19 protein-coding genes are annotated in these 25,252 nt (G+C 69.4%); 8 read left to right on the plus strand and 11 right to left on the minus strand.

Translation table 11 applies throughout. The annotated features are described in order from the left end of the window. Positions 1 to 28: 28 nt before the first annotated feature. Together gltB and AC5P5R_RS19410 are read right to left on the minus strand one after the other, a co-directional pair. Positions 29 to 4,483, minus strand: coding sequence for a glutamate synthase large subunit (gltB, locus tag AC5P5R_RS19405; RefSeq protein WP_100438153.1), 4,455 nt, complete (start codon positions 4,481 to 4,483; stop codon positions 29 to 31). A 174-nt stretch (positions 4,484 to 4,657) separates the two neighbouring features. Continuing rightward, positions 4,658 to 5,047: an I78 family peptidase inhibitor gene (locus tag AC5P5R_RS19410; protein ID WP_005407509.1), complete on the minus strand. Its 390-nt coding sequence runs from the start codon at positions 5,045 to 5,047 to the stop codon at positions 4,658 to 4,660. Between the two features lie 111 nt (positions 5,048 to 5,158). Here AC5P5R_RS19410 and AC5P5R_RS19415 point away from each other — a divergent pair, with 111 nt between their 5' ends. Beyond that, positions 5,159 to 6,214, plus strand: coding sequence for a DNA topoisomerase IB (locus AC5P5R_RS19415; protein WP_005407510.1), 1,056 nt, complete (start codon positions 5,159 to 5,161; stop codon positions 6,212 to 6,214). On the opposite strand, the gene AC5P5R_RS19420 is transcribed toward AC5P5R_RS19415, so the two are convergent. Continuing rightward, positions 6,192 to 6,500 (minus strand): putative periplasmic lipoprotein, encoded by a 309-nt coding sequence (locus AC5P5R_RS19420; RefSeq protein WP_005407511.1) that lies wholly within the window; start codon positions 6,498 to 6,500, stop codon positions 6,192 to 6,194. The genes AC5P5R_RS19415 and AC5P5R_RS19420 overlap by 23 nt on opposite strands. Before the next feature lie 214 nt (positions 6,501 to 6,714). Between AC5P5R_RS19420 and AC5P5R_RS19425 the strand changes: the two genes are divergently transcribed. From AC5P5R_RS19425 to AC5P5R_RS19435, 3 genes are all read left to right on the plus strand, one after another. Further along, entirely contained in the window at positions 6,715 to 7,821 is a 1,107-nt protein-coding gene (locus tag AC5P5R_RS19425) for an SDR family oxidoreductase (protein WP_100438152.1), read from the plus strand. Positions 7,822 to 7,944: 123 nt separating this feature from the next. Next, positions 7,945 to 9,360, plus strand: a complete 1,416-nt coding sequence (locus AC5P5R_RS19430) for an XVIPCD domain-containing protein (RefSeq protein ID WP_100438151.1) — start codon at positions 7,945 to 7,947, stop codon at positions 9,358 to 9,360. Positions 9,361 to 9,534: 174 nt separating this feature from the next. Then, positions 9,535 to 10,176: a hypothetical protein gene (locus tag AC5P5R_RS19435; RefSeq protein WP_224119323.1), complete on the plus strand. Its 642-nt coding sequence runs from the start codon at positions 9,535 to 9,537 to the stop codon at positions 10,174 to 10,176. Here AC5P5R_RS19435 and AC5P5R_RS19440 read toward each other — a convergent pair. Next, on the minus strand, positions 10,111 to 11,232 hold the full coding sequence (locus AC5P5R_RS19440; RefSeq protein ID WP_100438215.1) for a serine hydrolase domain-containing protein: 1,122 nt from the start codon (positions 11,230 to 11,232) through the stop codon (positions 10,111 to 10,113). The genes AC5P5R_RS19435 and AC5P5R_RS19440 overlap by 66 nt on opposite strands. A 191-nt stretch (positions 11,233 to 11,423) precedes the next feature. Between AC5P5R_RS19440 and AC5P5R_RS19445 the strand changes: the two genes are divergently transcribed. Both AC5P5R_RS19445 and AC5P5R_RS19450 read left to right on the plus strand, forming a co-directional pair. Next, entirely contained in the window at positions 11,424 to 11,810 is a 387-nt protein-coding gene (locus tag AC5P5R_RS19445; protein ID WP_005407516.1) for a BlaI/MecI/CopY family transcriptional regulator, read from the plus strand. A 3-nt stretch (positions 11,811 to 11,813) separates the two neighbouring features. Beyond that, positions 11,814 to 13,802: a M56 family metallopeptidase gene (locus AC5P5R_RS19450; protein ID WP_111722848.1), complete on the plus strand. Its 1,989-nt coding sequence runs from the start codon at positions 11,814 to 11,816 to the stop codon at positions 13,800 to 13,802. Between the two features lie 67 nt (positions 13,803 to 13,869). Here AC5P5R_RS19450 and AC5P5R_RS19455 read toward each other — a convergent pair whose 3' ends face one another. From AC5P5R_RS19455 to AC5P5R_RS19465, 3 genes are all read right to left on the minus strand, one after another. Beyond that, positions 13,870 to 14,184, minus strand: a complete 315-nt coding sequence (locus AC5P5R_RS19455) for an I78 family peptidase inhibitor (RefSeq protein WP_062606883.1) — start codon at positions 14,182 to 14,184, stop codon at positions 13,870 to 13,872. A gap of 66 nt (positions 14,185 to 14,250) precedes the next feature. Further along, on the minus strand, positions 14,251 to 15,273 hold the full coding sequence (locus tag AC5P5R_RS19460; RefSeq protein WP_049460837.1) for a ribonuclease H-like domain-containing protein: 1,023 nt from the start codon (positions 15,271 to 15,273) through the stop codon (positions 14,251 to 14,253). Beyond that, entirely contained in the window at positions 15,270 to 17,759 is a 2,490-nt protein-coding gene (locus AC5P5R_RS19465; RefSeq protein WP_049449752.1) for a DEAD/DEAH box helicase, read from the minus strand. The genes AC5P5R_RS19460 and AC5P5R_RS19465 overlap by 4 nt, the downstream gene beginning before the upstream one ends. Before the next feature lie 211 nt (positions 17,760 to 17,970). Between AC5P5R_RS19465 and AC5P5R_RS19470 the strand changes: the two genes are divergently transcribed. Both AC5P5R_RS19470 and AC5P5R_RS19475 read left to right on the plus strand, forming a co-directional pair. Next, positions 17,971 to 18,489, plus strand: a complete 519-nt coding sequence (locus AC5P5R_RS19470) for a hypothetical protein (RefSeq protein WP_088431894.1) — start codon at positions 17,971 to 17,973, stop codon at positions 18,487 to 18,489. A gap of 40 nt (positions 18,490 to 18,529) precedes the next feature. Next, entirely contained in the window at positions 18,530 to 19,204 is a 675-nt protein-coding gene (locus AC5P5R_RS19475; RefSeq protein WP_100438148.1) for a hypothetical protein, read from the plus strand. Positions 19,205 to 19,264: 60 nt separating this feature from the next. Here AC5P5R_RS19475 and AC5P5R_RS19480 read toward each other — a convergent pair whose 3' ends face one another. Genes AC5P5R_RS19480 through AC5P5R_RS19495 form a run of 4 tightly spaced genes read right to left on the minus strand, consistent with a single transcriptional unit; the run spans position 19,265 to position 25,249 of the window. Then, positions 19,265 to 21,073: a hypothetical protein gene (locus AC5P5R_RS19480; RefSeq protein WP_100438147.1), complete on the minus strand. Its 1,809-nt coding sequence runs from the start codon at positions 21,071 to 21,073 to the stop codon at positions 19,265 to 19,267. Next, positions 21,070 to 23,238, minus strand: coding sequence for a hypothetical protein (locus AC5P5R_RS19485; protein ID WP_100438146.1), 2,169 nt, complete (start codon positions 23,236 to 23,238; stop codon positions 21,070 to 21,072). The genes AC5P5R_RS19480 and AC5P5R_RS19485 overlap by 4 nt, the downstream gene beginning before the upstream one ends. Further along, a complete protein-coding gene (locus AC5P5R_RS19490; RefSeq protein WP_060380524.1) occupies positions 23,235 to 24,356 on the minus strand; it encodes a BatA domain-containing protein in 1,122 nt (373 codons plus the stop codon). The genes AC5P5R_RS19485 and AC5P5R_RS19490 overlap by 4 nt, the downstream gene beginning before the upstream one ends. Next, positions 24,353 to 25,249 (minus strand): DUF58 domain-containing protein, encoded by an 897-nt coding sequence (locus tag AC5P5R_RS19495; protein ID WP_100438145.1) that lies wholly within the window; start codon positions 25,247 to 25,249, stop codon positions 24,353 to 24,355. The genes AC5P5R_RS19490 and AC5P5R_RS19495 overlap by 4 nt, the downstream gene beginning before the upstream one ends. Positions 25,250 to 25,252 lie beyond the last annotated feature (3 nt).

The raw sequence follows: 25,252 nt of genomic DNA on the forward strand, positions 1-25,252 counted from the left end.
GGGTTGCCGGCAGCGGCCGGCACTACCGTTACGCGGCGCGTCGCAGGGTTTCGGTCAGCGACTCGATGCTGGCGGCCTTCGGTTTGACCAGCCAGAACTTGCCGATGTAATCGCGGAACTCGTCCAGGATCTGCTGCGCCCAGATGCTGCCGGTCAGCTCGCGGTGGCGGCCGATCAGGCGGTGCAGGTGCTGGCGGTAGTTCTCGAAGCCCTCGGCGGAGACGCGATGGATGTCGATCAGCTCGTGGTTGTAGCGGTCGACGAAATCGCGGTCGACGTCCAGCACGTAGGCCAGGCCACCGGTGAAGCCGGCACCGAAGTTCAGGCCGACCTTGCCCAGTACCAGCACCACGCCATCGGTCATGTACTCGCAGCAGTGGTCACCGGCACCTTCCACCACCGCCAGCGCGCCGGAATTGCGTACCGCGAAACGCTCGCCGGCGCGGCCAGCGGCGAACAGCTCGCCACCGGTGGCGCCGTACAGGCAGGTGTTGCCGATGATCGCGGTGCTGCGCGCTTCGAAGCGCGCGCCACGCGGCGGGCGCACCACCAGACGGCCGCCGGCCATGCCCTTGCCGACGTAGTCGTTGGCTTCGCCTTCCACTTCCAGATGCAGGCCGCCCACGTTGAACGCGCCGAAGCTCTGCCCGGCGCTGCCACGGAAGCGCAGTTCCAGCGGCGCCTCGGCCATGCCCTGGTTGCCGTGCGCGCGCGCCACCGCACCGGCCAGTCGGGTGCCGATGCTGCGGTCGGTGTTGTGGATCAGGAAGCGATGCTCGCCACCACGCTTGTGCTCGATGGCCGGCGCCAGCAGGCCGTCCATCTGCGTGGCCAGGCTGTCCGGCGATTCGTACAGGCGCTGCGCGGCGCAGTGGCTGCCCTCGTAACGGGCATCGGCCAGCAGGCGCGACAGGTCCACGCGCACGCCGTCACGCGGCGCGGCCTCGATCTGCCGCAGCAGGTCGGTACGGCCGACGATCTCTTCCAGCGAACGTGCACCCAGGTACGCCAGCCAGCCGCGCACTTCCTCGGCCAGCAGGCGGAAGAAGTTCTCCACGCGTTCGGGCTGGCCGGTGAAGTGGTTCTCGCGCAGGCGCTCGTCCTGGGTGGCCACGCCGGTGGCGCAGTTGTTGAGGTGGCAGATACGCAGGTACTTGCAGCCCAGCACGATCATCGGCGCGGTGCCGAAGCCGAAGCTGTCCGCGCCCAGCAGCGCGGCCTTGACCACGTCCAGTCCGGTCTTCAGGCCACCATCGGTCTGCAGCAGGGTGCGCCCGCGCAGGTCGTTCGCCAGTAGCGCCTGGTGCGCTTCGGCCACGCCCAGCTCCCACGGTACGCCGGCATAGCGGATCGAGCTGACCGGCGAGGCTCCGGTGCCACCGTCATGGCCGGAGATGGTGATCAGGTCGGCACCGGCCTTGACCACGCCGGCGGCGATCGTACCCACGCCGGCATGGCTGACAAGCTTCACCGACACCAGCGCGGTCGGGTTGACCTGCTTGAGGTCGTAGATCAGCTGCGCCAGGTCTTCGATCGAATAGATGTCGTGGTGCGGCGGCGGCGAGATCAGGCCGATCCCGGGCCGGGCATAGCGCAGGCGCGCGATCAGTTCGTTCACCTTGTGGCCCGGCAGCTGGCCGCCCTCGCCGGGCTTGGCGCCCTGCGCGACCTTGATCTGCAGCACTTCGGCGTTGACCAGGTATTCGGCGGTGACGCCGAAGCGGCCCGAGGCCACCTGCTTGATCTTGCTGCGCTTTGCGGTGCCATAGCGGGCGGGATCCTCACCGCCTTCGCCGGAATTGCTGCGGCCGCCGAGGCGGTTCATGGCAATCGCCAGTGCCTCGTGCGCTTCAGGTGACAAGGCGCCCAGGCTGATCGCCGCGGTATCGAAGCGCGGGAACAGGGTACTGGCCGGAGCCACCTCGTCCAGCGCTACCGGCGTGGCCGCCGGCACCAGTTCCAGCAGGTCGCGCAGCGCCGACGGTGGACGTGCATGCACGGCATCGCAGTACTGCTGCCACGCACGCGGGTCACCGCTGCGGGCCGCGCGCTGCAGGGTGGTGACCACGTCCGGGTTGTACATGTGGTACTCGCCGCCGTGCACGTACTTCAGCAGGCCGCCCACGTCCACGTCCTGCTGCGCGTCCCAGGCCTGTGCGCACAGCTCGCGTGCGTCGGCATCCAGGCGCGCGAAGCCAGCGCCACCGATGCGCGAGGCGGTATCCGGGAAGCACAGGTCCACCACTTCCGGTTCCAGGCCGATGATCTCGAACAGCTGCGCGCCGCGGTAGCTGGCCACGGTACAGATGCCCATCTTCGAGATGATCTTCGACAGGCCCTTGTAGACACCCTTGCGGTAGCGGCGGCCGATCTGCGACTGCTCACCGCCCTTGCTCAGCTTGAGGATGCCACGGCGGCCCAGGTCGAACAGGGTCTGGTAGGCCAGGTACGGGTATACCGCGGTGGCACCGAAGCCGAGCAGGCAGGCCATGTGGTGCGGGTCGCGCGCAGTGCCGGTCTCGACGATGAGATTCACGTCGCAGCGCAGGCCCAGCCGCGACAGGTGGTGGTGGATGGCGCTGGTGGCGAGCAGGGCATGCACCATCGGGCGTCCGGCCACCGGGTAGCGGTCGGACAGCAGCAGCATCACCATGCCATCGCGCGCGGCCTGTTCGGCCTCGGCACAGATGCGCTCGATGCCGGCGCGCAGGCCCTCGTCTTCGCTGTAGGACAGATCGAGCAGGCGGTTGGCCTGCACGTACTGCTCCATCTTCAGCAGCTGGCGCAGCTTGCGCTGGCTCAGCACCGGCGAATTGAGGATGACGTGGTTCACCGTCTCCGGGCCAGCATGGAAGATGTTGGTCTCCTTGCCGAGCTGGGTGGACAGGGACATCGCGCAGTCTTCGCGCAGCGGATCGATCGGCGGGTTGGTGACCTGCGCGAAGGCCTGGCGGAAATAGTCGTACAGCGGGCGGCTGCGCTGGCTCAGCACCGCCATCGGCGTGTCATCGCCCATCGAGCCAGTGGCTTCCTGCTCGGTCTCGGCCAGCGGACGCAGCACCTGCTCCACTTCCTCGCTGCTGAGCTGGTAGAGCTTGTGGTAGCTGCGCAGGGTGGCTTCGTCGAACGGCTCTTCCACCAGCGACGGGTCGATCAGTTCGGTCTGCAGGTAGGTCACGCCCTGCTGCAGCCACTGCTTGTACGGCGCGCGGCCACGGTTGATGCGGTCCACCGCGTCGGAGTCGAGCAGGTCGCCGCGCTTGAGGTCGATGGCGATCATCTCGCCGGGGCCGAGCTTGCCCTTGCGCACCACGCGCTCGGTTGGCACTTCCCACACGCCGGCCTCGGAGGCGACCAGGAAGTGGCGGTCGGCGGTCAGCATCCAGCGCGCCGGGCGCAGGCCGTTGCGGTCGAGGGTGCAGACGGCGTAGCGGCTGTCGCAGGCAACGATGCCGGCCGGGCCATCCCACGGCTCGCTGTTCAGGCCGTGGAACTCGTAGAACGCGGCCAGGTCCGGGTCCTTGAACTCCAGCGACTGGGTGGCCGGCGGCACCAGGATGCGCAGCGCCTGGATCAGCTCCATGCCACCGGCGACCATCAGCTCCAGCATGTTGTCCAGACTCTGCGAATCCGAACCGTGCATGGAGATGACCGGGTCGAATTCACCAATATCGAAGCGCGGCGTCTTCCACACCTTGCTGCGCGCCTGCGCCCAGCGACGATTGCCTTCGATGGTGTTGATCTCGCCGTTGTGGGCGAGCATGCGGAACGGGTGGGCGAGCGGCCAGCGCGGCAGCGTGTTGGTCGAGAAGCGCTGGTGGAACACGATCGCGCTGGAGGCCAGCTCGCGGCGCTGCAGGTCCGGGAAGAAGCGGCTGAGCTTGTCCGGCAGCACCATGCCCTTGTAGCTGATCGCATCCGGGGTGAGGGTGGCGACGTAGAAGTCGGCGTGTTCGCGCAGCTGCTGTTCGCTGCGGCGACGGGCCAGGAACAGCGCCAGTGCGAAGCCGGCATCATCCTGGCCAACCCCGGCATCGACGAACACCTGCTCGATGCGCGGCAGCGTGTCGCGCGCCAGTTGGCCGCAGACGCTGTCGTCGGTCGGTACCTCGCGCCAGCCAGCGACCTTGCAGCCCACCGCTTCCACCTGCGCCTGCAGCTGCGCGCGGCAGGCCTGCGCCGCATCGGCGTCGTGCGGCAGGAATACCAGGCCGGCCGCGAAGCGTGCGGCGACGGCAATGCCGGCCTCACTCGCCAGCAGTTTCAGGAACGCATCGGGGCGGCGCAGCAGCAGGCCGCAGCCATCACCGGTCAGGCCATCGGCGGCGACACCGCCACGGTGGGTCATGCGCGAAAGCGCGGCGATGGCGGTATCAACCAACAGGCGCGATGGTTGATCGTCGAGCTGGGCGACCATGCCAAATCCACAGGCATCGCGCTCGGAGCGCGGGTCGTAAAGCCCTTGGCGGTTGCGGGGGGCCATCTCTACCTCGATGCGTATAGGGTTGGCGGCGACACTCGTCCCCGCTCATTCCCTGGAGCGCATCGTGAGGCCACCGGATGCCTCGACTAGATCACAGGTTGCTGCAACGCCGCAATACACGGTTGCAGGTGCAACGGAACGCGCCGGCAACCCAGTGCCGGCGCGGGGCGGGACTCAGCCGCAACGCACGCCGCTGACGGCGCCCTTGTCGTCCACTTCGATGTTCAGGCGGTCGCCGAGGAACTCCATCGTGGCCACATCATTGGGCTTGAGCACGCGCACCTGGCTGGCACCTGCATCTTCCTGTGCCTGCTTGCCGAGGGCATCGGTGTAGGCCTGGCCGACCAGGCTCTGTACCTGGCTGGCATCGCAGGTGCCGACCGGCGGAGCCTCGGTGGCCTTGCCGGCGTCGTCGGCCGGCGCCTTGGCTGCTTCGGCGGCCTGCTGGGCGTGGGCGGTGGCCGAATCCTGTTCATCCAGCGCCGGTGCCTGGCAGGCGGTCAGGGCCAGCACGGCCGGCAGCAACAGGGCGGAGAGCGAACGGGCGCGAATCGGGAACGACATCATGACTCCGGAAGGGGTTGTGAAGACCCGAGCATAGCGGCGAACCGGCCCTCACGTGTTTGTCTTGTGTTATCGACAGGATCGCGGCATGGCGACGGCGACACTGGAGCCATGCCAACTCCCTCCACCCCCGAACGACAGGCAGCGCGCGCGGCCGGCCTGCGCTATGTCGACGACACCCAGCCGGGCATCAGCCGGCGCCGCGCCGGCAAGGGCTTCAGCTACCGCGATGCTGATGGCCACGCGATACGCGACGCCACCACCCTGCAACGCATCCGCGCACTGGCGATCCCACCGGCCTACACCGCGGTGTGGATCTGCGCCCATGCCAACGGCCACCTGCAGGCCACCGGTCGTGATGCGCGCGGTCGCAAGCAGTACCGTTACCACCCCGATTGGGCCAGGGAGCGCGATGCCGGCAAGTTCGACCGCATCATCGCCTTTGGCGAGGCGTTGCCTACGCTGCGGCGGCGGCTGTCGCGGGATCTCAAGCGCCCCGGTTTCCCGAAGGAGAAGGTGCTGGCCATGGTGGTCGCACTGTTGGCGGACACGCTGGTGCGGGTCGGCAATGAGACCTATGCGCAGCAGAACCGTTCGTTCGGACTGACCACACTGCGAAACCGGCATCTGGAGCTGCTGCGCGGTGGCCGCGTGCGCATGCGCTTCCGCGGCAAGTCCGGGCAGCTGCAGGAGGTCACCGTGGGCGACCGCAGGCTGGGGCTGCTGGTGCGGCGCCTGCAGCAGCTGCCGGGGCAGGCCCTGTTCCAGTACCGCGATGACGACGGTGCGCTGCAGCCGGTCGACTCCGGCGCGGTGAACGACTACCTGCGCGAGGTGATGGGCGAGGACTTCACTGCCAAGGATTTCCGCACCTGGGGCGGGACGGTTGCGGCGGTGCAGGCGTTTGCCGCCACCGAACTGCCGGAACCGGCCAGCCAGCGCGCGCTGGCGCAGGCACAGCGCGCGGTCGTGTGCGAAGTGGCGTCGCTGTTGGGCAATACCCCGGCGGTGTGCCGCAAGGCCTATATCGACCCCTGCGTGTTCGCCGGCTGGGAGCGCGGCGAACTGGCCACGCTGGCCGGCCTGCGTGGGCCGCGCCAGTGGGAACAGGCGACCCTGCGCGTGCTGCGCAGGGCGCGCCGGCTCAGCCGCAGTAGATCGCGGTGATGTTGTTGGTGCGGCCCTTTTCGATGGTCAGGCGGTCGCCGCCTTCGCTGGCCGGCGGCACCCGCGGGCCGTCGTGGCGCAGCACCCGTACGTGCAGGCTGTCGCTGTCCACCCGTGCGCGTGCGACGGTGGCGTCCGACGCGGCCAGGCCAAGCGCGCCGCGCACCCTGTCGCTGTGGCACTGGCCGGAAATCACACCGTCGATCGGCTGTACCTGGGCCACCGGTGTGCTGCTGCAGGCGGCGAGGGCAAAGCAGACGGCGGCGGTGGCGATGGCGTGTTTCATGAAGGCGTTCCTTGTGTGATTGCGTGCAGGGTGCGACGGCGCACGTGGTGGCGGAATGAATGCCGTGCACATCATGGACACGGCGCGCTCACTGCCGCCAACAGCAGGGGTGGAGACACTGCAGGAGCGGCGGATGCCGCCCCCGGTACTGCGGCGCATGCGCCCGGTAGTGCCGGCCGCTGGCCGGCAATCCCATTCCCCCGAGGAGACCTGCATGGCCACCACCAGGAAAACCCCCGCCCGCCGCAAAGCCTCACCCAAGGTGCGCAAAGGCAGCACTGCAACCAGGACCATCGCCGACCCCGGTCGCCCGCGCGTGGTGAAGACCGCAACCCGCAAGGCCGCCGCCAGCGATCCCCGCGCCGCCCGCGTTGCGGCACGGCAGCGGCGCCTGCAGGACCAGGAGAAGGCCAAGGACGCCCGCGCGGCCAAGAAGGCAACAAAGAAGACCGCGACCCAGGCCGGAGCACGACGCCAGCCGGAGGCGATGCCGGCGCAGCAGCTGGCCAAGCCCGGGCACGAACACGAACTGGAGCTGGCGCCGCGTTTCCTTGCACCCGACTACACCGGCAGCGGCAAACTGCAGGGCATGCGTGCGATCGTCACCGGTGGCGATTCCGGCATCGGCCGCGCGGTGGCGGTGCTGTTCGCACGCGAAGGTGCCGACGTGGCCGTGCTGCACCTGGACGAAGCCGAGGACGCGGACATCACCCGCCAGCACGTGGAGCGCGAAGGCGGTCGCTGCGTGGTGATCGCCGGTGACGTGCGCGATCCGCGCTTCTGCGACAAAGCGGTGAAGCAGGTGGCCAAGGCGTTCGGCGGCATCGATATCCTGGTCAACAACGCCGCGTTCCAGCTGCACTGCGAGCGGCTGGAAGACCTGGAAGACGCGCACCTGCAGGAGACCCTGCAGACCAACATCGGCGGGTACATCCAGATGGCGCGCGCGGTGCTGCCGCATCTGGGCGAGGGCGCCAGCATCATCAACACCGGTTCGGAAACGGGAATCTTCGGCAGCAAGGCGCTGATCGATTACTCGGCGACCAAGGGCGCGATCCACGCGTTCACCAAATCGCTGGCCAGCCAGCTGCTGCCGCGCGGCATCCGGGTCAACTGCGTGGCGCCGGGGCCGGTATGGACGCCGCTGAACCCGGCCGACAAGCCGGCGCGGGACGTGGCGGAATTTGGCAAGGACAGCGACATGGGCCGGCCTGCACAGCCCGAGGAACTGTCGCCGGCCTACGTGTTCCTGGCCTCGCCGGCCTGTGCCAGTTACATCAGCGGGGTGATCCTGCCGGTGATGGGCGGGCCACGCGGGTGAACAGCACTACGGCGTGGCGTCTGCTGAACGGGGCTTCGCGCAGGTGTGTGGCGTGTGTCAACGGCTGCGCCGGTGCGGTGGGGTAGGCTGGACTCCCATACCGATCACGTTCAGGGAAAGATCATGCCGGAGATGGATATCAGCGCAGCGGCCGATGAAGTCGTCGCCCTGTTGCGGCAGAACGATGCCCGTGGCGCGGCCGCCCGCCTGGAGGCCCTGCACAACGGCCAGCGTGCGGTGGTGCAGGAATCGCTGGATCGCTACATCGCGGCGCGGGGCGCCACCGAGCTTGAGGCGCTGCGACGGAGCGGTGGCGTATCCGCCACCGACGCGGCCACGGTCAAGCCGATGCTGGATCGCCTGAGCGACGCGACGCGCCCACCGCGCATGCCCGACGCCGCGGAGACTGCGGGCCTGAGCCAGGCCCAGCAGTACGACGTTTATGGCAGTATCGTGGCTCAGCGCGGCAACGCCGCAGCGAACGATGCGATGGCCACGCAGGATCGCGTGGTGCTGGGGCTGCGCGACGAGAACCGCACCACCGAGGCGCGAGGACGTGGTGTCTACGACGACCGCATCGTGGTGCTGTGGAAGGATGCGCAGGGCCACGGCCATGTGCGCGAGTTCAACCAGGCCACGACAGAACCGACCGCCCAGTACGACGGACACGCCAAGACCACGCCACGCAGCCCTGGCTTCGGCAACGTGGCGCCGCGTACCAAGACCGAGGGCGAGGACGTCAACGGCGACCGGGTCAAGGATCTTGGACGGTTGGGCGAAGGCACCACCGAGATGCGCGCGACCACGCATCCGCGCAACGGCCATCCCGATGAGTTCGCGTTGCGCCCTTCGCAGGCGGCCATCACCGCCGGCGCTGGACGGGTGGAGCGCGACAGCAATGGCGATGGCTGGTTCGATGCGCGCGATACCCAGGGCGTGCAGGACCTCAACGACACCTTCAAGATCCATCGTGGCAGCCGGTCCAATACCGATTCGGCGGGCTGCCAGACCATTGGCGGCGGTGAGTACGACGACTTCGTGGCGACGGTACGCGGCACCCCCGGGCAGAACCGCTGGCAGTATGTGCTGACCTCGGTTGCGCCGGGCCAGGCGCGCGGGCTGGGACAGGACACGCCGCTCGCGGCCAATGACGATCCCCGGCAGCCGCAGCATCGCGACCACGCCCTGCAGCAGCAGATCAGCACGCACCTGCAGGCCTTGGGCGGGCGCTACGCCGAGCACACCGATGACTACAGCCTGGTGATGCTGCGCGAAGCGAAGGCCGCAGGCATCACCCGGGTCGACCAGATCGTGGCCAGCAATCCCAGTGGCGGCCGCGCTGCGGGTGAGACACTGTTCCTGGTGCAGGGCAGTCCGGGCGACCCGGCGGCCGTGCGCGCAGGCGTCAACGCAGCCGAGGTGCGCGAGACTGCGGTGGAAACCAGCCTGCGCCAGCTGCAGCAGCAAGCGCGCGAACAGGGTGCACCCGTGCCCGCGCCGGCACAGCAGCACGAAGCACCCGCGATGGGAGGACGTTGAAGGATGGTCCGTCTACCCTTGATGTCCGGTTTGCCGTGGGTGTTGCTGCTGGCGTGCAGCGCATGCGCACCCGTCGGGGAGCACGCCGTGCCGGTCGAACCCGCTGCGAAACCTGAGGCGAAACCGGAGACCTTGCCTGCGCAGGCAGGAACCACTGAACGCGGATTGCCTGCATTGCCGGAAGCTTCCGGCAGCGCCCATCCCGGCGGCCGCTACGCTGCGCTGCCCGAACCGGCCAGGCGGGTGCTGGTGCAGTTGAAGTGCAACGTGGAGAGTGCCGGCAATGCGCAGGTGCTTTCCATTCCCGCGCAGGGCGGCCAGCAGGATTTCATGGTCACCGATCGCAGCGGACCGCGTTTCCGCTACTGGATGCGCTCGTTCTCCAGCAATGGCGGTACCACCGGGTATCTCGTGCAGCTGCAGGACTGCCCAGCAACCACCACGGGCATGCGCGCCTACATCGCACAGGGAGCCGCACCGCTGCAGGATGTCACCGCGTCGTTGCTGGCGCAGGCCGAGCTGCCTGATACGGCGACGATGACGGCTTACCAGGCCAGGGGCGCGGGCGATCTGTTCGCCTTCATCGGGCAGCTGGACAAGGTGCCGGTGGTGCGCTGGGTGGCCGAAGCCGACCCCGAGCAGCCATTGGCCGACGATGCGCGCAGCTTCGACCATGGCAATGCCATCCACGGCGGTTTCCTGCGCTGGAACCAGGATCACTTCGAAGTGGCCAGGACCGTGCCGGCCGGGCTATGGCCCTGCGATGACAGCCCGTTGTTGCCGTGCAGGGGCGACCCGTTCGTGACTGGGCGTTGAGGCATCGCGCGCATAGAAATCGGCAATGCGTGGAATGAACTGCTGCGGATTGGCACCGACAAGATTGGTCAGCACCACCACCGCCACGCCGCGCTCGGGATAGACCACGAACGCCGAGCGCGCACCGCCGATACCGGCCACCTGAAGGTCGGGCGATGCGCGCAGTACCGGCCAGCCCCCCGCCCACGGGCCGGCACGGCCATCCGCCAGGCGCTCTGCGCTCCACATCCGCCGCAGGGCGGTCTCCGGCAGCAGGCGGCCTTCGGTCAGCGCGACCAGCCAGCGCGCGGTGTCGTCGGCGGTGGTGAGGATGCCGCCACCGGCCCACAGCGAAGGCGGTATGTCGTAGAACCAGTGCGACAGGCGGGACGGTGCATCCGCAGCGTCGGTGGCACGCGGGGCCAGGCTGTACATCGTCGCCGCATCGGGAATCAGGTCGTAGCTGTCGCCGAAGGTGGTGCGGGCCATGCGCGCGCTGCTGAACTGGCCGGTGGCGAGGAAGCGTTCGTAGGGCATGCCGGATTGCTTTGCGATGATTCGTGCCAGCAGTACGTAGTTGGTCTGGTTGTAGGCGAAGCGCTGCCCGGGTTCGGCTTCGAGCGGCTGCGCCGTGACGGCCGCCCACGCCTGCGCTTCTGAGCCACCGCCCAGCAGTCCCTTCGCATCAAGGATGTCGGGAAGGCCGGAGGTATGCGCCAGCAGCTGGTGTACGCGTACGTCTCTCCACGCTGGCGGAAGGTCATCCAGGTAGCGCGAGGCCGGCGCGTCCAGATCCAGCTGCCCCTGCTGGGCCAGCTGCGCGGCGGCCACGCCGGTGAACGCCTTGGTGGCCGAATTGAGCGGGAAGCGGGTGTCGCGCGAGGCAAGCACACCGTTCTCCACGTTGGCCAGCCCGTAGGCCTCGGACAACAAGGTCTGCCCGTCCTTGACCACCGCGATCTGCAATCCCGGGATGCGCTGCTCCAGCATGATCTGGCGGATCAGGCGGCGGGTCTGGTCGTTGGCCTGGTCCTGGCTGGCAGAGATGGCGGCGAAGGGCAGTGCACTGATGAGCATGAGCAGGACTCGGAGCATTGGGCGGGACATGCGGAATTCCAGCGGGGCGTTGCGGATCGGATGCAGTGGGCGGGTCAAAGGTTTAAGCGCTCGGTGGTGCCTACCGTTCGTCGGCTCATGACTTCCGGGGGATTGACTACAGTTGTCGTCAAGCTGACAGTGACGACACGTGTAGTCAAGGGAGTGGTGTCATGCGTGGCAAGACCATCGGGGACCAGGAACTGGCCCTGCTGCAGTACATCGATGAACATGCGCCGGCCACGGTCGGCGAGGTCGCCAGTGGCTACGGCGAGGCCCGCGGCCTGGCCCGTTCCACCGTGCTGACGATGATGGAGCGGCTGCGGGCGAAGGGGTATCTTCAGCGCCGGCAGCAGGACGGCGTCTACCGCTACCAGGCCACCCGTGGCCCGCAGAGCGTGCTGCAGGGTGCCGTGGCCCAGTTCGTCGACAACACCCTGCAGGGCTCGGTGTCGCCGTTCGTGGCCTACCTGTCGCAGCGCCAGCAGGTCAGCGACAACGAACTGGCCGAGCTGGAAGCGCTGGTCGCCCAACTCCAATCGCGTCGCCACGAGGGCTGAGCCATGGACACCACGATGCTGATCCCGATGCTGGAACGGTTGGGCTGGACCAGCCTGCAGACCGTGCTGCTGGTGGCGCTGGTGTACGGCCTGTGCCGCGCGCTGCCGTCGCTGTCGGCGGCGACCCGCTGCCGCCTGTGGTGGCTGGTCTCGCTGCAGGCCGTGCTCGGCCTGTTCTGGAGCCAGCCGTTGCAGTTGGCCTGGCTGCCGGCGCCGCAGGCGGTGGCGATGACCGCGACCGACGTGGCCGCTGACATCGTCTACCCGCTGGCCCCGGAGGCCTCTGCACAGTTGCTGGCCGCGATGCCGCTGCCCGCGGCCGAAGTACCGGCAGTTGCGTGGTGGGCGGTCGCACTGTCCGCGCTGTGGCTGTCCGGCGTGCTGGTGATGGCGCTGCGCACCTTCGGTGAGTGGCGCCGCTGCCGCGCACTGCTGGCTGCGGCGTATCCCTGCGAGGACGAAGCGCTGGTGCAGGCCCTGCAGCTGGCCTCCGATGCCCACGGCGTGCGCGGTGCGCCGCGGCTGTGGATGAGCACGCAGGTGGAGGCACCGCAGCTGGTCGGGCCGTTCCGCCCGGTGCTGCTGCTGCCGGCCGGCGACAACGTCCTGCAGGGCGATGCGCTGGACCTGGCACTGACCCACGAACTGCAGCACCTGCAGCGCCGTGACCTGCAATGGGGCCTGCTGCCCGCGCTGGCCCAGCACCTGTTCTTCTTCCACCCGCTGCTGCGCCTGTCGGTGCGCGAATACGCGCAGGCCCGCGAGGAAGCCGTGGATGCGGCGGTGGTCGGCCAGCATGGCGCCAGCCGCCAGGCCTATGGCCGCCTGTTGCTGCAGCTGGGCGTGGCCCCGCAGCCGCATCTGGGCGTGGCCAGCGCCGCACCGAGCACCACCAGCCTCAAGCGTCGCCTGCTTTCGCTGCAGTCGCACCGGTCCTGCCCGCGTCTGCTGGCGGTGGCGCTGACCGCTGTGGTGGTGGTGGTGGGCGTGGCACCGATGCGGCTGGTCGCAGCGCCGGTGCCGCCGGCCCCGCCCGCACCTCCGGCCGCCCCGAAGGCCGTGGTGCCGCCCCCGCCGAAGGCTCCGGAAGCCCCGCCCGCACCAGCCTCGGCCGCGCGCGTTCCGGCCGAGCCGGTGGCTCCCGCACCGCCCGCAGAACCGGCCGATATGGAAGAACCCTCCGGTCCTGACGATGCCGATGCGGCCTATGTCGACGATGCCGCTGGCATGGATGAGGACCATGACGGCACGACCACCACCTCCTCCATCACGACCTACGGTCGCCTCGATCTGGGCAAGTCGCCCCGGGAGGCCTTCGTGCTGGTCGATGGTGATTCGACCTTCGCCAACGGCGGCATGGACGACGTGATGGTGGCCCGCAGGCAGCTCGGCAAGGGTCCGGCGCTGTGGTTCCGCCAGGGCGACAAGCGCTATGTGGTGCGCGACCCGATGTTGATCCAGTCGCTGCAGCGCGCCTATGCCGGTGCGGCGGACCTTGGTCGCCAGCAGAGCGAACTGGGCCGCCAGCAGAGTGCGCTGGGCCGCCAGCAGGGCGACCTGGGCAAGCAGATGGGTGAGATGGGGCGTCTGCAGGGTGAAGAGGCGCGCCGCCTGGCACTGGCCGCAGCGGAGGCCGCGCGCAGTGCGATGGCCGCGCATGACATCAACCGCGAAGCGGCGGCCGAAGCGGCGAAGGCGGCGCGGGGCGCGACCAACGACGCGGCGGTTGCACGTGAGGCCGCACGTGAGGCTGCCGCCGAGGCGCGTCGTGCGATGCAGGAAGTGGACAACGAAACCGCGCGTGCCAGCCGCACCCGCGCCATGCAGCGCCTGGCCAGCCAGCAGTCTGAACTGGCCAGCCGCCAGGCGGCGCTGGGCAGCCAACAGGCCGCGTTGGGCGAGCGCCAGGCACGCGTGCATGCGCAGGCATCGCAGCAGGCGCAGCAGGTGATCGCGCGCGCACTGGCCAGTGGCAAGGCCGAGCGACTCTGATCGGTAGTGCCGGCCGCTGGCCGGCAATGGGGGGTGCCGGCAAGCGGCCGGCACTACCCTGGGAACATCAACCGCAGCTGGCGCGCTCGATGCGGTTCTGCGCATCCACCTGCACGGTCACGCGGTCCTGGCGGAAGTCCATGGTCACCGCCATGCCCGGCTTGACCACCCGTGCACCGCGCGCGCCGCTGTCAGCCACCAGTTTCTTGATCGTGGCTTCGTCGGCGGTCCTGCCGGTGAAGGCGTCCAGCGCCTCCGGTTTGCATTCGTGCGCGGCATCGGCCACGGGCGCTGGCGCGGGATCGTGGGAGGTGCTGCTGCCGGCATGACTGCAGGCGGCCAAGGGCAGGATGGCGAGCAGGACCAGGGGATTGAGGCGCATCGTCGGGCTCCAGGCGTGGATGGTGGCGGCAGTGTCGCCGCTGCCACCGTCAGGCCGCGTCAAGGCCTATTGCCCGACCAGCGCCAGCGTCTCGCGCTCGCGCTGCTCCTCGTGCACCAATCGTTGCAGCAGCAGGGCCAGCGTCACCACATCCTGATGGTTGTGGTCGGCCACCCGGCGCAGGTTCACCGCGTCGCCGCCGCGCAGGAAGCGCAGCCATGCGCCGGGCGCTTCCGAGCCGGGCAGGTCGTCCTCGCGCACTACGCGCAGCAGCTGGCGCTCGATGGTGGACAGCCTGCAGTTCTCCCAGGTGCCGCGATAGCGGCGACGGGTGGGGTAGAGCAGGTCCACATGGTCCAGCGCGGTGATCGGATCGCGTTGGCGCGCCAGCCGGTAGCGCGCCTTCAGCAGCGGCGCATCGTAGCTGCGGCCGTTGTAGCTGCAGAACACGGTGGAGGGCTGCAGCCAACTGGCGAAGGTGGCCAGCATCGCTTCTTCCGCAGCCATGGTGGACATCAGCAGCTGGCGGATGCGCAGGCCTTCGCCACGTTGCGGGCACACGTGCCAGTCGGCCGCGCCGATCATGAAGGCACGCGTGCCGGTGCCACCGGCCAGGCCGGTGGTCTCGGTATCAAAGAACAGCAGGTCGCGCGCAGCTACGTGCTGGTCCTCGCGCTTGGCGAAGGCCAATGACAGCGGGGCAGTCGGGATTGGTTGCGGCTGCAGCGATTCGATCAGGAACAGGCCCGGCGCGATCTCCTCGCCGGGCAGCTGACGATCCTGCGCGCTGGCGCGCGCCGGCGCGGCTCCACCGCGCGAACGCAGGCCGAGCAGGCGATGCAGACCGCCCACTTCCGGCCGACGCAGCGGTGCGGGTGCCGGTGTGGAGACCGCAGCGCCGGTCGGCTTGTGGCGGATCTCCTGTTCGACCCAGGCGAACACCGAACGTTCGGCCGGTGGTTGCCGCGCATCGTTCGCGGCCACGGGTGCCGGTGGCGCAGGGGGCACGTCCGGCGCGGCCGGTGTGCTCGCCTTCGGGTCGCCGGCCTGCCGGCGCAGCAGGCGCAGCTTGTCCAGGCTCAGGCTCACGGTGCCAGCAGCTCCATCGGGTCGCGCGTGGTCACCACCACGTCGGGCACGTGCTGGCAGGCGTCGGCATCGAACAGGTCGAGCACGCGCAGCGCCAGCGCGCGCGGCGAAGTCTCATCGTCTTCCTGCGCGGCCAGCACCGGGCCCACGCAGGCCGGGCAGCCGGCCCTGCAGTCGCAGCGCTGCACCAGTTCGCGCGCGCGCTGCACCAGTTCGGCCTGGCGCTGCCACAGCGGTTCGCTGAGGCCGACGCCGCCGGGGAAGTTGTCGTACAGGTACACGGTGGGCACGAACTCCTGCAGCAGCTCCACCCCACCGGGATCGCCCTCGCTGCCGCGCAGCTGGCCGCGGCCGCTCTGGTCGGCGATCGCGAACCAGGAACCATCGCCGTTGCCCACCGACTTCTGCAGGTCGCGCGCATCGGCCATCACCGCCACGGTGGCGACGATGTGCAGTGCATATGCGGCGCCGAGGAAGCCATCCAGCGCATCCTGCTTGCTGGCGAACGCGCGCAGCAGCAGCGCCTGCGGCAGCTGCCACCACACCGCAGTGGTGTGCAGTTCCTGGTCGGGCAGGTTGACCGGTCCGTAGCCGATGTTCTCGTGGGTGTAATAGCGGATCTTCTTGTAGCCGGCCACGCGGCGCACCACGTGCACTTCGCCATGATGCGAATCGCCACGGCCGGCCACGCCGCCATCGAAACGGTCCAGCACCTTGAGCTTGGTGAAGTCGATGCTGTCGGTGTAGTAGTCCACATGCGTGCGGGTGACGTAGGCCTTGCGGCCGTCCCAGTCCAGCGTCTCCACCTGGTACGGCGTGGACTGCACCATGTGGATGGCGCCCTCGTACAGGGTGAGCGCGGCGGCGGAATAATCGACCTCGGCGATGATCTGCTGGCGGCCATCGCTGCGGTCGACCACCACGAAGTTGCCGTCGGCCACCGCACGCAGGCTGACCGCGTTGGCCGGATAGCTGTCGGCGATCCATTCCCAACGCTCGCCTTCGCGGTGGATCACTTCTGTCTCTGCCAGCGCTTCCAGGAACACCTCCGGATCGATCGGGCCGAAGCCATCACCGACCCGGAACGGCAGCTCGAAGGCCGCGCAGCGGATATGGTCGAACAGGATCAGCGGCTGGTCCGGCGCGATGCGCGCGTGCTCGGGCGAGGCCTCGGCGAAGAAGTCCGGGTGGCGAACCACATACTGGTCCAGCGGCTGCGAGCTGGCCACCATCACTCCCAGTGCGGGTTGCTGGCGGCGGCCGGCGCGGCCGAAGCGCTGCCAGGTGGCGGCCACGCTGCCGGGGTAGCCGTTGAGGATGACCACGTCCAGGCTGCCGATATCCACGCCCAGTTCCAGTGCCGACGTGCTGACGATGCCGTCGATGTTGCCGGCACGCATCGCGCGCTCGGTCTCGCGCCGCTCGGTGGGCAGGTAGCCACCGCGGTAGGCGCGGATGCGCGGCGGTTTGCGCGGGTCGTGGTCGAAGATGTCCTTCAGGTACTTGGTCAGCACTTCCACCATCAAACGTGTCTGCGCGAACACCAGGGTCTTCAGCCCGGACTTGATCGCGATGCGCGCGATGCGGTTGCTCTGTGAGCGCGCCGAGGCGCGCAGGCCCAGGTCCGGATTGATCACCGGCGGGTTCCACAGCAGCACCTGTTTCGGCCCGCTGGGCGCACCGGATTCAGTGATGGCAGTCACCGGGGCCTCGATCAGCGCCTCGGCATGCGCCTGTGGGTTGCCGATGGTGGCCGAGCACAGGATGAACTGCGGTTGCACGCCGTAGAACGCGCAGATGCGCTTGAGCCGGCGCAGCACGTTGGTGACGTGGCTGCCGAACACGCCGCGGTAGGTGTGTACCTCGTCGATGACGATGTAGCGCAGGTTCTCGAAGAACTGCGCCCACTTGGTGTGATGCGGCAGGATGGCCTGGTGCAGCATGTCCGGGTTGGACACCACGATGTCGCCATGCAGGCGGATGGCCTGTCGTGCATCGCCGGGCGTGTCGCCATCGAAGGTGAAGGCCTTTACGCCCAGGTCGCCGGCGCGGTTGAGTTCCAGCAGCTCGGCCACCTGGTCCTGGGCCAGTGCCTTGGTCGGGAACAGGTACAGCGCCTTGGCCTTGTCCTGCATCGCGGCGCTGACCACCGGCAGGGTGTAGCACAGCGACTTGCCGCTGGCGGTGGGGGTGACGATGGCCACGTGCTCGCCGCGTTGGCTGGCCTCCCAGGCTTCGGCCTGATGGCTGTAGAGCTGTTCGATGCCACGCGCCTTCAGGGCGGCGGCCAGGGCCGGCGGTACCGACCCGGGAATGGGCGCATAGCGGCCTTCGCGGCCGGGAATGGCAAAGCTGCCGGTGATGCGGTCCTGGTAGCGGCGCTGCAGGCGCGCGCTGAGCAGGGCGCCGTCGCGGGCGGGCAGGCCGTCGCGCGTGGCGAGCTTCTGCTCAGCATCGGCGGTGCGCTTGGCGAGTTCGTAGGCCATGGAAGATGGAGCCGGGACGGATTGCGAGGGGTCACATGGCACCACACTCACGTCTCAGGATGTGAGACACCGCACACGGAGGGCGTGAACCGTTCAGTGCCCGCGTCCCGTGGCGTCGCCGCATCTCCCCTGGCTGAACAGCTGCCAGTGCAGCAACGAAATCTGAAGCCGGCATCCGTATCCTTGGGCGCTGGACGCAACCAACAGGTGGATGGCTGTGGCACGACGTGGAACGCAGGGAGCCCTCCTGGCCGGCATGCTGCTGGCCGGCATCGCGCAGGCGCAGCAGGCCGCGCCGGTGGCGGTGCCCGATCCTGCGCCCGTTCCCCCGGTCGATGCTTCGGCGGCAACCACCGCACCGATCTCCACCGCTCTGCCGCAGGACAACGTCACCACCCTCGGCGAAGTGCGTGCGCTCAAGCCGGAAGACGAGCCGCTGGATCTCTACCGCTTCAAGAACCCGGTGAAGTTCGGCGACAACCGCTTCAGCCGTGACTGGAGCGAACCGCCATCGCCGGAGCAGGTGAGCATGGGCGGCGGCTACATCATGATGGGCGTGGTCAAGGGTGTGATGGCGGCCGCCAAGGGCGTGAACAAGCTCACGGGTGGACCTTCGCAGATCCAGGCCGCCGTGGCGCGGCCGCCGCCGGAACTCAGTGCGGAACAGCAGCGGCGCGCGCTGCTGTTCTCCCAGGAACAGAATGCTGGCGACGCGCCGCCGGTGAAGTAGCCCGGTATATCCTGCCGGCTTCCCCACCAATAGTGCTGCCATGTTCCTGCGTTCGATCTGCCTGCTGGCCGCGTTGCTGCCGGCCTCCGCCTTCGCTTCCGGCATCGCCGATGACGGCGCCTGCCGCAATGGCGCGTTCCCGTCCGAACAGAGCCGGTTCGCACTGGCGCGGGTGGTCGATGCACCGCGCCTGTACCTGCTTGGCGACATGGACGGCTGCCCGGCCAGGGGCGAACCGGCCTGCCGACAGCGCAGCTATGTGGTCAACGGCGATACGGTGGTGACCGGGCGCGACCTGGGCGCTTATCGCTGCGCGTTCTTCCCGAACAGGGTGGGTGGCAGTGCCGGCTGGGTGGACCGCAGCAAGCTGCAGCCATTGCCGGTGGCCGTGCCGTCGCTGCAGGACTGGGCGGGCAACTGGAAGGACGGCGACAACGGCCTGCGCATCACCGTGCAGGGTGGGCAACTGCATGTGGAGGGGGACGCCTACTGGCCCTCCGCCAACCCCACGCCGGAGCAGCGTCCCTACGGACCGAACATGGGCCAGGTGGAAGCGCGCGCCGCGCCGCGCGGTGCCGACGTCGAGTTCGTCGAGGACACCTGCAAGGTACGCGTGCATTCGCTGGGCGAGGTGCTGATCGTGGCCGACAACAGCGAATGCGGTGGCATGAACGTGCGCTTCAACGGCGTGTACCGGCGCGCGGGCAAGCGTTGAAGGACGCCTGACGGAGGGGGGCAGAGCCCTTCCGCGGGCGAAAGGGATCCGACCCCGGGGTCAGCGCCGCCGTTCCAGCCACCACAGCAGCGATGCGCACAACACGAACGCCAGCCACCACGGCCAGCGTGAGCCCGGCACGGGCTGCATCACCGACGCGTTCGCCGACGTGCTGGAGGCCAACGCCTGCGTGGTCGCATCGATCATCGCCTGCCGATGCAGTGCAGCGGCGTCCTTTGGGTCGAACACATAGCGCCAGACGATACTGTCGCCATGCTGCAGGCGCTGCCAGCCTGCCTCACGGGGCCACCAGCCGGCGCAGCGCAGTGCCGACGTTGCACCATCGGCGATCAGCGGCACGCTGTCGCCACGCAGGTTGAAGGCCTGCAGCGGCGCCTGCACGCCGCACAGCGCCTGCCGTTCGCCTGCCCAGCTGATGGGCTGTGGTGACCACAGCGCATCACCGCTGCCCTGCGCGCGTGCCAGCGTGGCAACCACGTCGCTCCACAGTTCGCCGTGGCGGTCATCGCGGCCTGCCAGCACCCAGCGCCAGCTGTCGGTCAGCGGCAGCAGGCCGATGCGGCCCCTGCCGACCGCGCGCCAGCCGCCGACGGCCTGGCCGCCCCGATCGTGCAGCAGCGCGTTGCTGCCCGGCGCCTGCAACGCCAGTGCTTCCAGCGAAGGCAGCGCGGCACTGTGCGAGCTGTGGTCGGCCTCTTCGCCGTAGCCGGTCGGCAATGTGCCAGCGGCGAGCGGGCCACGGCGTGCGGCGAGGACCGCGCTTTCGCCATCGCCGGGAAGTTCGAGGGGGTGGCTGCTGCCATCACCCTGCAATGGCAGGCCCAGATCGCGAAGGCGTTGCCGCGCGCTGGCCGAAGGTGCGCCCGCACTGCGCACCAGCACGCCCAGTCCATCGCGCAGCGCCTGGCGCACGGCGGCCAGCTGGCCCGCACTCAATGCCGCCAAGCTGCGCTCGTCCAGCAGCAACAGATCGCTGCGCGTGAGCGATGCTGCATCGATCGACACCGCGCCATCGCCGATGCTGAGTCCGGCCCCGGTATCCGCCTGCACCTGCACACGGATGCCTGCATCGGCTGCCCAGCGCCGCAGGTACTTCAGCTCTGGACCCGGCGCGCCGGCGCGCACCAGCAGGCGCAGCGGTGCGGACGGCAGGGTCTGCTGCGGCACCGGTACGCTGTCCACCACATGGCTGTCGGCATCGAGCAGGCGCAGCTGGAACACGCTGCGGCCTTCGGCGCGGGCGATACCACTCAGCTGCACGCGGCCGTCGTCGGCAACCTCCGTGCGATCGACCACGCTGTCGGCCGGGTCGAGCAGTTCGGCCTTCGCCTTGGCCGCGCCACGCGCCTGCGCCAGCACGTCGAAGCGGGCACCGGGTGCGACATCGGCCGGCGGCTGCAGCGCGATCCAGCCGCGCGGCTCCGGTGCAGCCTGCCAACGCACATCCGGCGGCAGCACCGCGTCGCGGTCACGTGCGACCAGGCCCGCACCGACCAGCGTCAGCGTGGCGGCCGGATGCTGGCGCAGCGCGGTGGCCAGGTCGGGTACGCGCTGTGCGCCGGGCACATCGGCAGCTTCCGGCAACAGCAACAGCGGGCCTTCGCTGGCCGGGAGTGCGCCGGCCTTGCCCGCATCGACGCCAAGCACGACCAGCCCGCCTGCGGGTTGCTGGCGGGTGGGGGGCGCCAGGCAGAAATACAGCAGCGTGGCGACGATGATCTGCAGTGCGATCACGACCCACCGGCGGCCAGGGTGCGCAGTGTCCGCACGCAGCTGGCGCACGCTGGCGATGACCACGATCAGAGCGAGTGCCGGTGCAATCCACAGGTTCACAGCGGAGGCGTTCATGGCTGCGCCTCCAGCGCGTCGAGGTAGCGCTGGCCCATCGCATCGGCGGCACTGCGCCGCATCGCCTGTGGCAGCGGACGCTGCAGCGCCCGCCACAACTGTGCGCGCAGGCGCTGGCGACAGTCGCCGCAGTCGGGCTCGATGCGCAGCTGCTCGATGGCCGCAGCCAGATCGAGTGCATCGGGCAGGTAGGCGGCGTTGCGCTGCTGCCAGGCCGCCAGCGCATCGAGATCCGGTGCGCCGTTATCATCACCGAAGCGTTGCCAGGCTTCGATGATGGCCGGGTCGGGCGGCGTGCGTGCGGCCAGCGGCAGTTCGCGACTGGCCAGCCCGGCGCGATCGCCACCCAGCCGGCGCCCTTCATCGATCGGCGGCAGCTCCGGCCCCACCCGGGCCAGATAGATGCGTTCGGCCTGCTGCACCTGCTTGATGAACCCCAGTGCCTTGTAGGCGAACGGCAGTGCCTGCTCCGGACGGCCCTGGCGCAGCTCGCCTTCGGCCGACCACATCTGGTCCAGCGCGGCCTTCAGCGTGGCACGGGTCTGCGGGTCGAGCAGGGTCGCGGCCTCGGCATGGTCGTGGGTGTGGCCGTACTCCGACAGCACATCGGTGGCGCTGCCGAACACCGGTGGCGCATCGGCATTGGACGCCTTGCCGCCGTGATCGTGGCCATGCTCATCGTGCGCTCCGGCCTCGCCGCCATGGCCGTGATCGTGATCGTCGTCGTGGCTGTCTGCAGCCGGCGCATCGCTGGTGGGCAGGTCGCTGGTCGGCGGTGGCCTGGGTGCGCCCTCGCTCTCCTCGCCCAGGAACTGGCCGTAGCGCAGGCGCAGGATGCGCTGGTCGACACCGATCGCATCGCTGCGTTTCACGAAGTCCTCGGCGGCAAGGCTGCGTCGCTGCCGGATCAGCGCTTCGGCATCGATGATGATCTGCCGCTGGCTGCGGAAATAGGCCGGCAGGGTCTTCTTGATGCGGCCTTCCAGTTCGGCACCGAGTGCAACCTCGGCGCTGGGCAGGCGCAGGATCACGCTGCTGCTGCGCCCGGTCTGCGGTGTTGGCGCGTGGTTGTCGCGCACTTCCAGCTGGGCGATGACATCGTTGCCCGGCTGCGCGCCCAGCGCAGCCAGATCAAGGGTGTGGGCGAAACGCCGCGCGGTGGCTTCACCGCTGCCGGCAAGCGTGACGTTGCGCTTTACGAAGGTGATGTTCTCACCGCTGCCCTGGGTAGTGGTGATCGACAGCGTTGCCTGCGCCGCGACACCGTAATCGTCGCTGGCCTCGAAGCGCAGTGCCCACTGCCGTTGCCCCGGCGTGCCCAGCACCAGGCTGGCCGTGGGTTCCAGTACGCGCACGCTGGGTGCACGGTCGGCCACCACATCCAGCCGATGCAGGCGGGTCTCTGCCAGTGCCGGTTCGCTCACCACGCGGTACAGCAGCGGCATACGTGCCACATCCTGCGCCTGCCACTGTCCTTCGCGCTCGCTCAGTGGCAACCGGCGACCATCGTGGAACTGCAGCCATGCCTTGTCCGGGGCGCGGTCGAAGCGCAGGGACCAGGACAGCCGGCTGTCGGCGGCAACCTTCGCATCCAGCGCATTCTGGGTGAGCGTGGCCTGGCCGGTATAGGCCGGCGCGTCGATGCGCAGGCGGGTGGACTGCAGCCGCAGCGGGCCCGCAGCAGCAGCGCTGCCAGGCGTCGGCGTGCGGACAGGCACGGAGCCGGGGCTGGAACGTGGCCAGCCGAATGCCAGCACAACAATGGCCAGGCCTGCGATCCAGTACAGCGCCAGTGCCCCACGCGGCCAGCGCGGACGCAGCTCCGGCATCGCGCGTTCCAGCATGGCCAGCACATGCACACGCTGGCGCTGCTGCAGCGGATTGAGCGTGGCGGCATCGGCGAACAGCAGATCGGCACTGTCCTCGCTGGCACCACTGCCATCGAGCTGGCGCTGCAGCCACTGCCGGTCCAGTTGGCGGGCACGTGCAGTGGCGAAGGCCGCACACGCGAGCAGGCTGATCGTGCCGACGACGCAGGCGATATCGAAGCCTGCCAGACGCAGGGCCAGTATCGTTGCGGCCAGCGCCCACGGCAGGCACAGCAGCAGGGTGATGAGCGCACGGCGGCGGCGCGCGCGTTGCCAGGCGTGTTGCAGGGCATTCATGCGCCCACCCTGCGCCGGGCGCTGCTGGCCATCCAGCGTTCCAGCGCGAACAGCAGCACGACGGCCAGCAACAGCCAAGGCGTGGGCTCACGCAGCGGTGGTGTTGCAGCAGGCAATGCGGTCCGCTGCGGTGCCTGGTCACGTGCATCGCCCAGGCGCGGGGCCGTAGGCGGCTGCAGCGCCAGCAGCAGGGCACGTGGCAGGCGCGGATCGCGCAGCGCAGGGTTGCTGGCGGCATTCCAGCCACCCGGCAGCGCCAGCAGATAGCCGTGGCCGATGCGTTGCTGCCACAGCAGCGGTGCGCCCTCGGCATCGCGCAGCAGGATGCGGGCGCTGGCAGCAGGCTTGCCGGCAGTCATGACACGACCGCCGCCGCGCAGCCACGCCTGCCAGTTCGCCGGCAGTGCATCGCTGCGGCTCCACACGCCGATCTCACCGCGCTCCGGCAGGGCATCCGCCGGCAGCGGAGCAAGCGGTGCCTGCACGCCCCACGCGCGCTGCAGTGCGTTCAACCAGCGCTGGGCAGTGGCGGAAGCATCGCTGTGCACGCGCAGGCGCGGCGACGTCGCGGCACTCGGTTGCGCAGTGACCGGCATCGGCTGCGTGTGCCACTGCACGTCGCGCGACAGCTGCAGGCGGGCACCATCCAGGCCGGGCAGGGGATCGGGAACGTGCACGGTCAATGCGGTGCCGACGGGCAGCTGCGCGTCCAGTTCGCGCAGCAGGCTGGGCAGGGAGTCGGTGGCTGCAGGGGGTGCCTGATCAATGGCGGGGAAGCCGGGTGCCAGCCAGTGCCAGTTGCCATCCTCGGCCGTTCCACGCAGGGTCGTAGCATCCAGTCCCGGCGCTACCACGGTCCATGCAGCGGGAGGCGCCGTCGGGCCAGTCAACACAGGTCGTGCCAGCAGCAGGGCCAGTGCGGCCAGCAACAGCAGGCGCACCAGCAGCAACGGCCAGTCATCGAAGCGGATGCGCTGGCGTGGCCGTATCTGCGCGCGCAGCCAGCGCAGCGCGGCGAAATCCAGTGGCGTGTACGGATGGCGGCGGGCCAGGTGGATCAGCAGCGGCAGCAACCCTGCGGCGAGCGCGGCCAGGCCGAGCGGGAACAGCAGGGTCATGCATCGCCCCCACGGCCAAACAGCGCCTGCAGCGCCTGGTCCAGCGGCTGGTCGAGCCAGCCGGTGGCACTGGCAATCCCGTTGGCCTGCAGGCGCGCATGCAATGCGCTGCGTGCGTCGGCGAAGCGCTGCAGGTAGTCAGCGCGGATCGCCGCGCCATCGCCCAGCAGTTCCTCGCCGGTCTCCGGGTCGCGGAAGCGGTGGCCGGCGTCGAACGGGAAGTCGCGCTCGTCGGCGGTGAGGATCTGCAGCAGTGCCACTTCGCGGCGCGCGCTGGCCAGTTGTTCCAGCAGCACGATGCCGGCATCGTCGAAGCCATCGCCGATTGCCAGCAGCAGGTCGCCCGGGCGCACGCGCTCCCACAGCGGCCGAAGGCGATCGGCCGCAGGCCAGGCGCCGCGCGCCTGCAGGGCGTGCAGTTGCAGATGCACGCGATCACGCTGGCGCGCGCCGTTCGCCGCGGGGACCAGCTGCAGGCCATCGCCATTGATCGCCAGCAGGCCGAAACGGTCACCCTGCTGCAAGGCCAGCTCAATCACGCACGCGGCCACGCCGCGCATATGGTCCAGACGCGAGTGCTGCGGTGCCGCGCGATCCGCCTGGCCGGCCGAGGCGGTGGCATCGAGCAGCAGCCAGACCGTGATCGGGCTTTCCCGTTCGGACTCGCGCACGAAGAAGCGGTCCGAGCGTGCATACAGCTTCCAGTCGATCTGGCGGAGTTCGTCTCCCGGTTCGTAGGCACGGTACTGGGCGAATTCGAGGCCGGCACCGCGGCTGCGGCTGGCGTGCTGGCCGATGCCACTGGCACCGCTGGCCAGGCGCGGCCGCAACCGCAGCAGGCGCAGGCGCGCACGCAGTTCCGGCGGCAGGGTCAACGGCGTACCTGCGTTCACGCG

This window comes from Stenotrophomonas sp. YJH_SMC_19 (assembly GCF_059367915.1).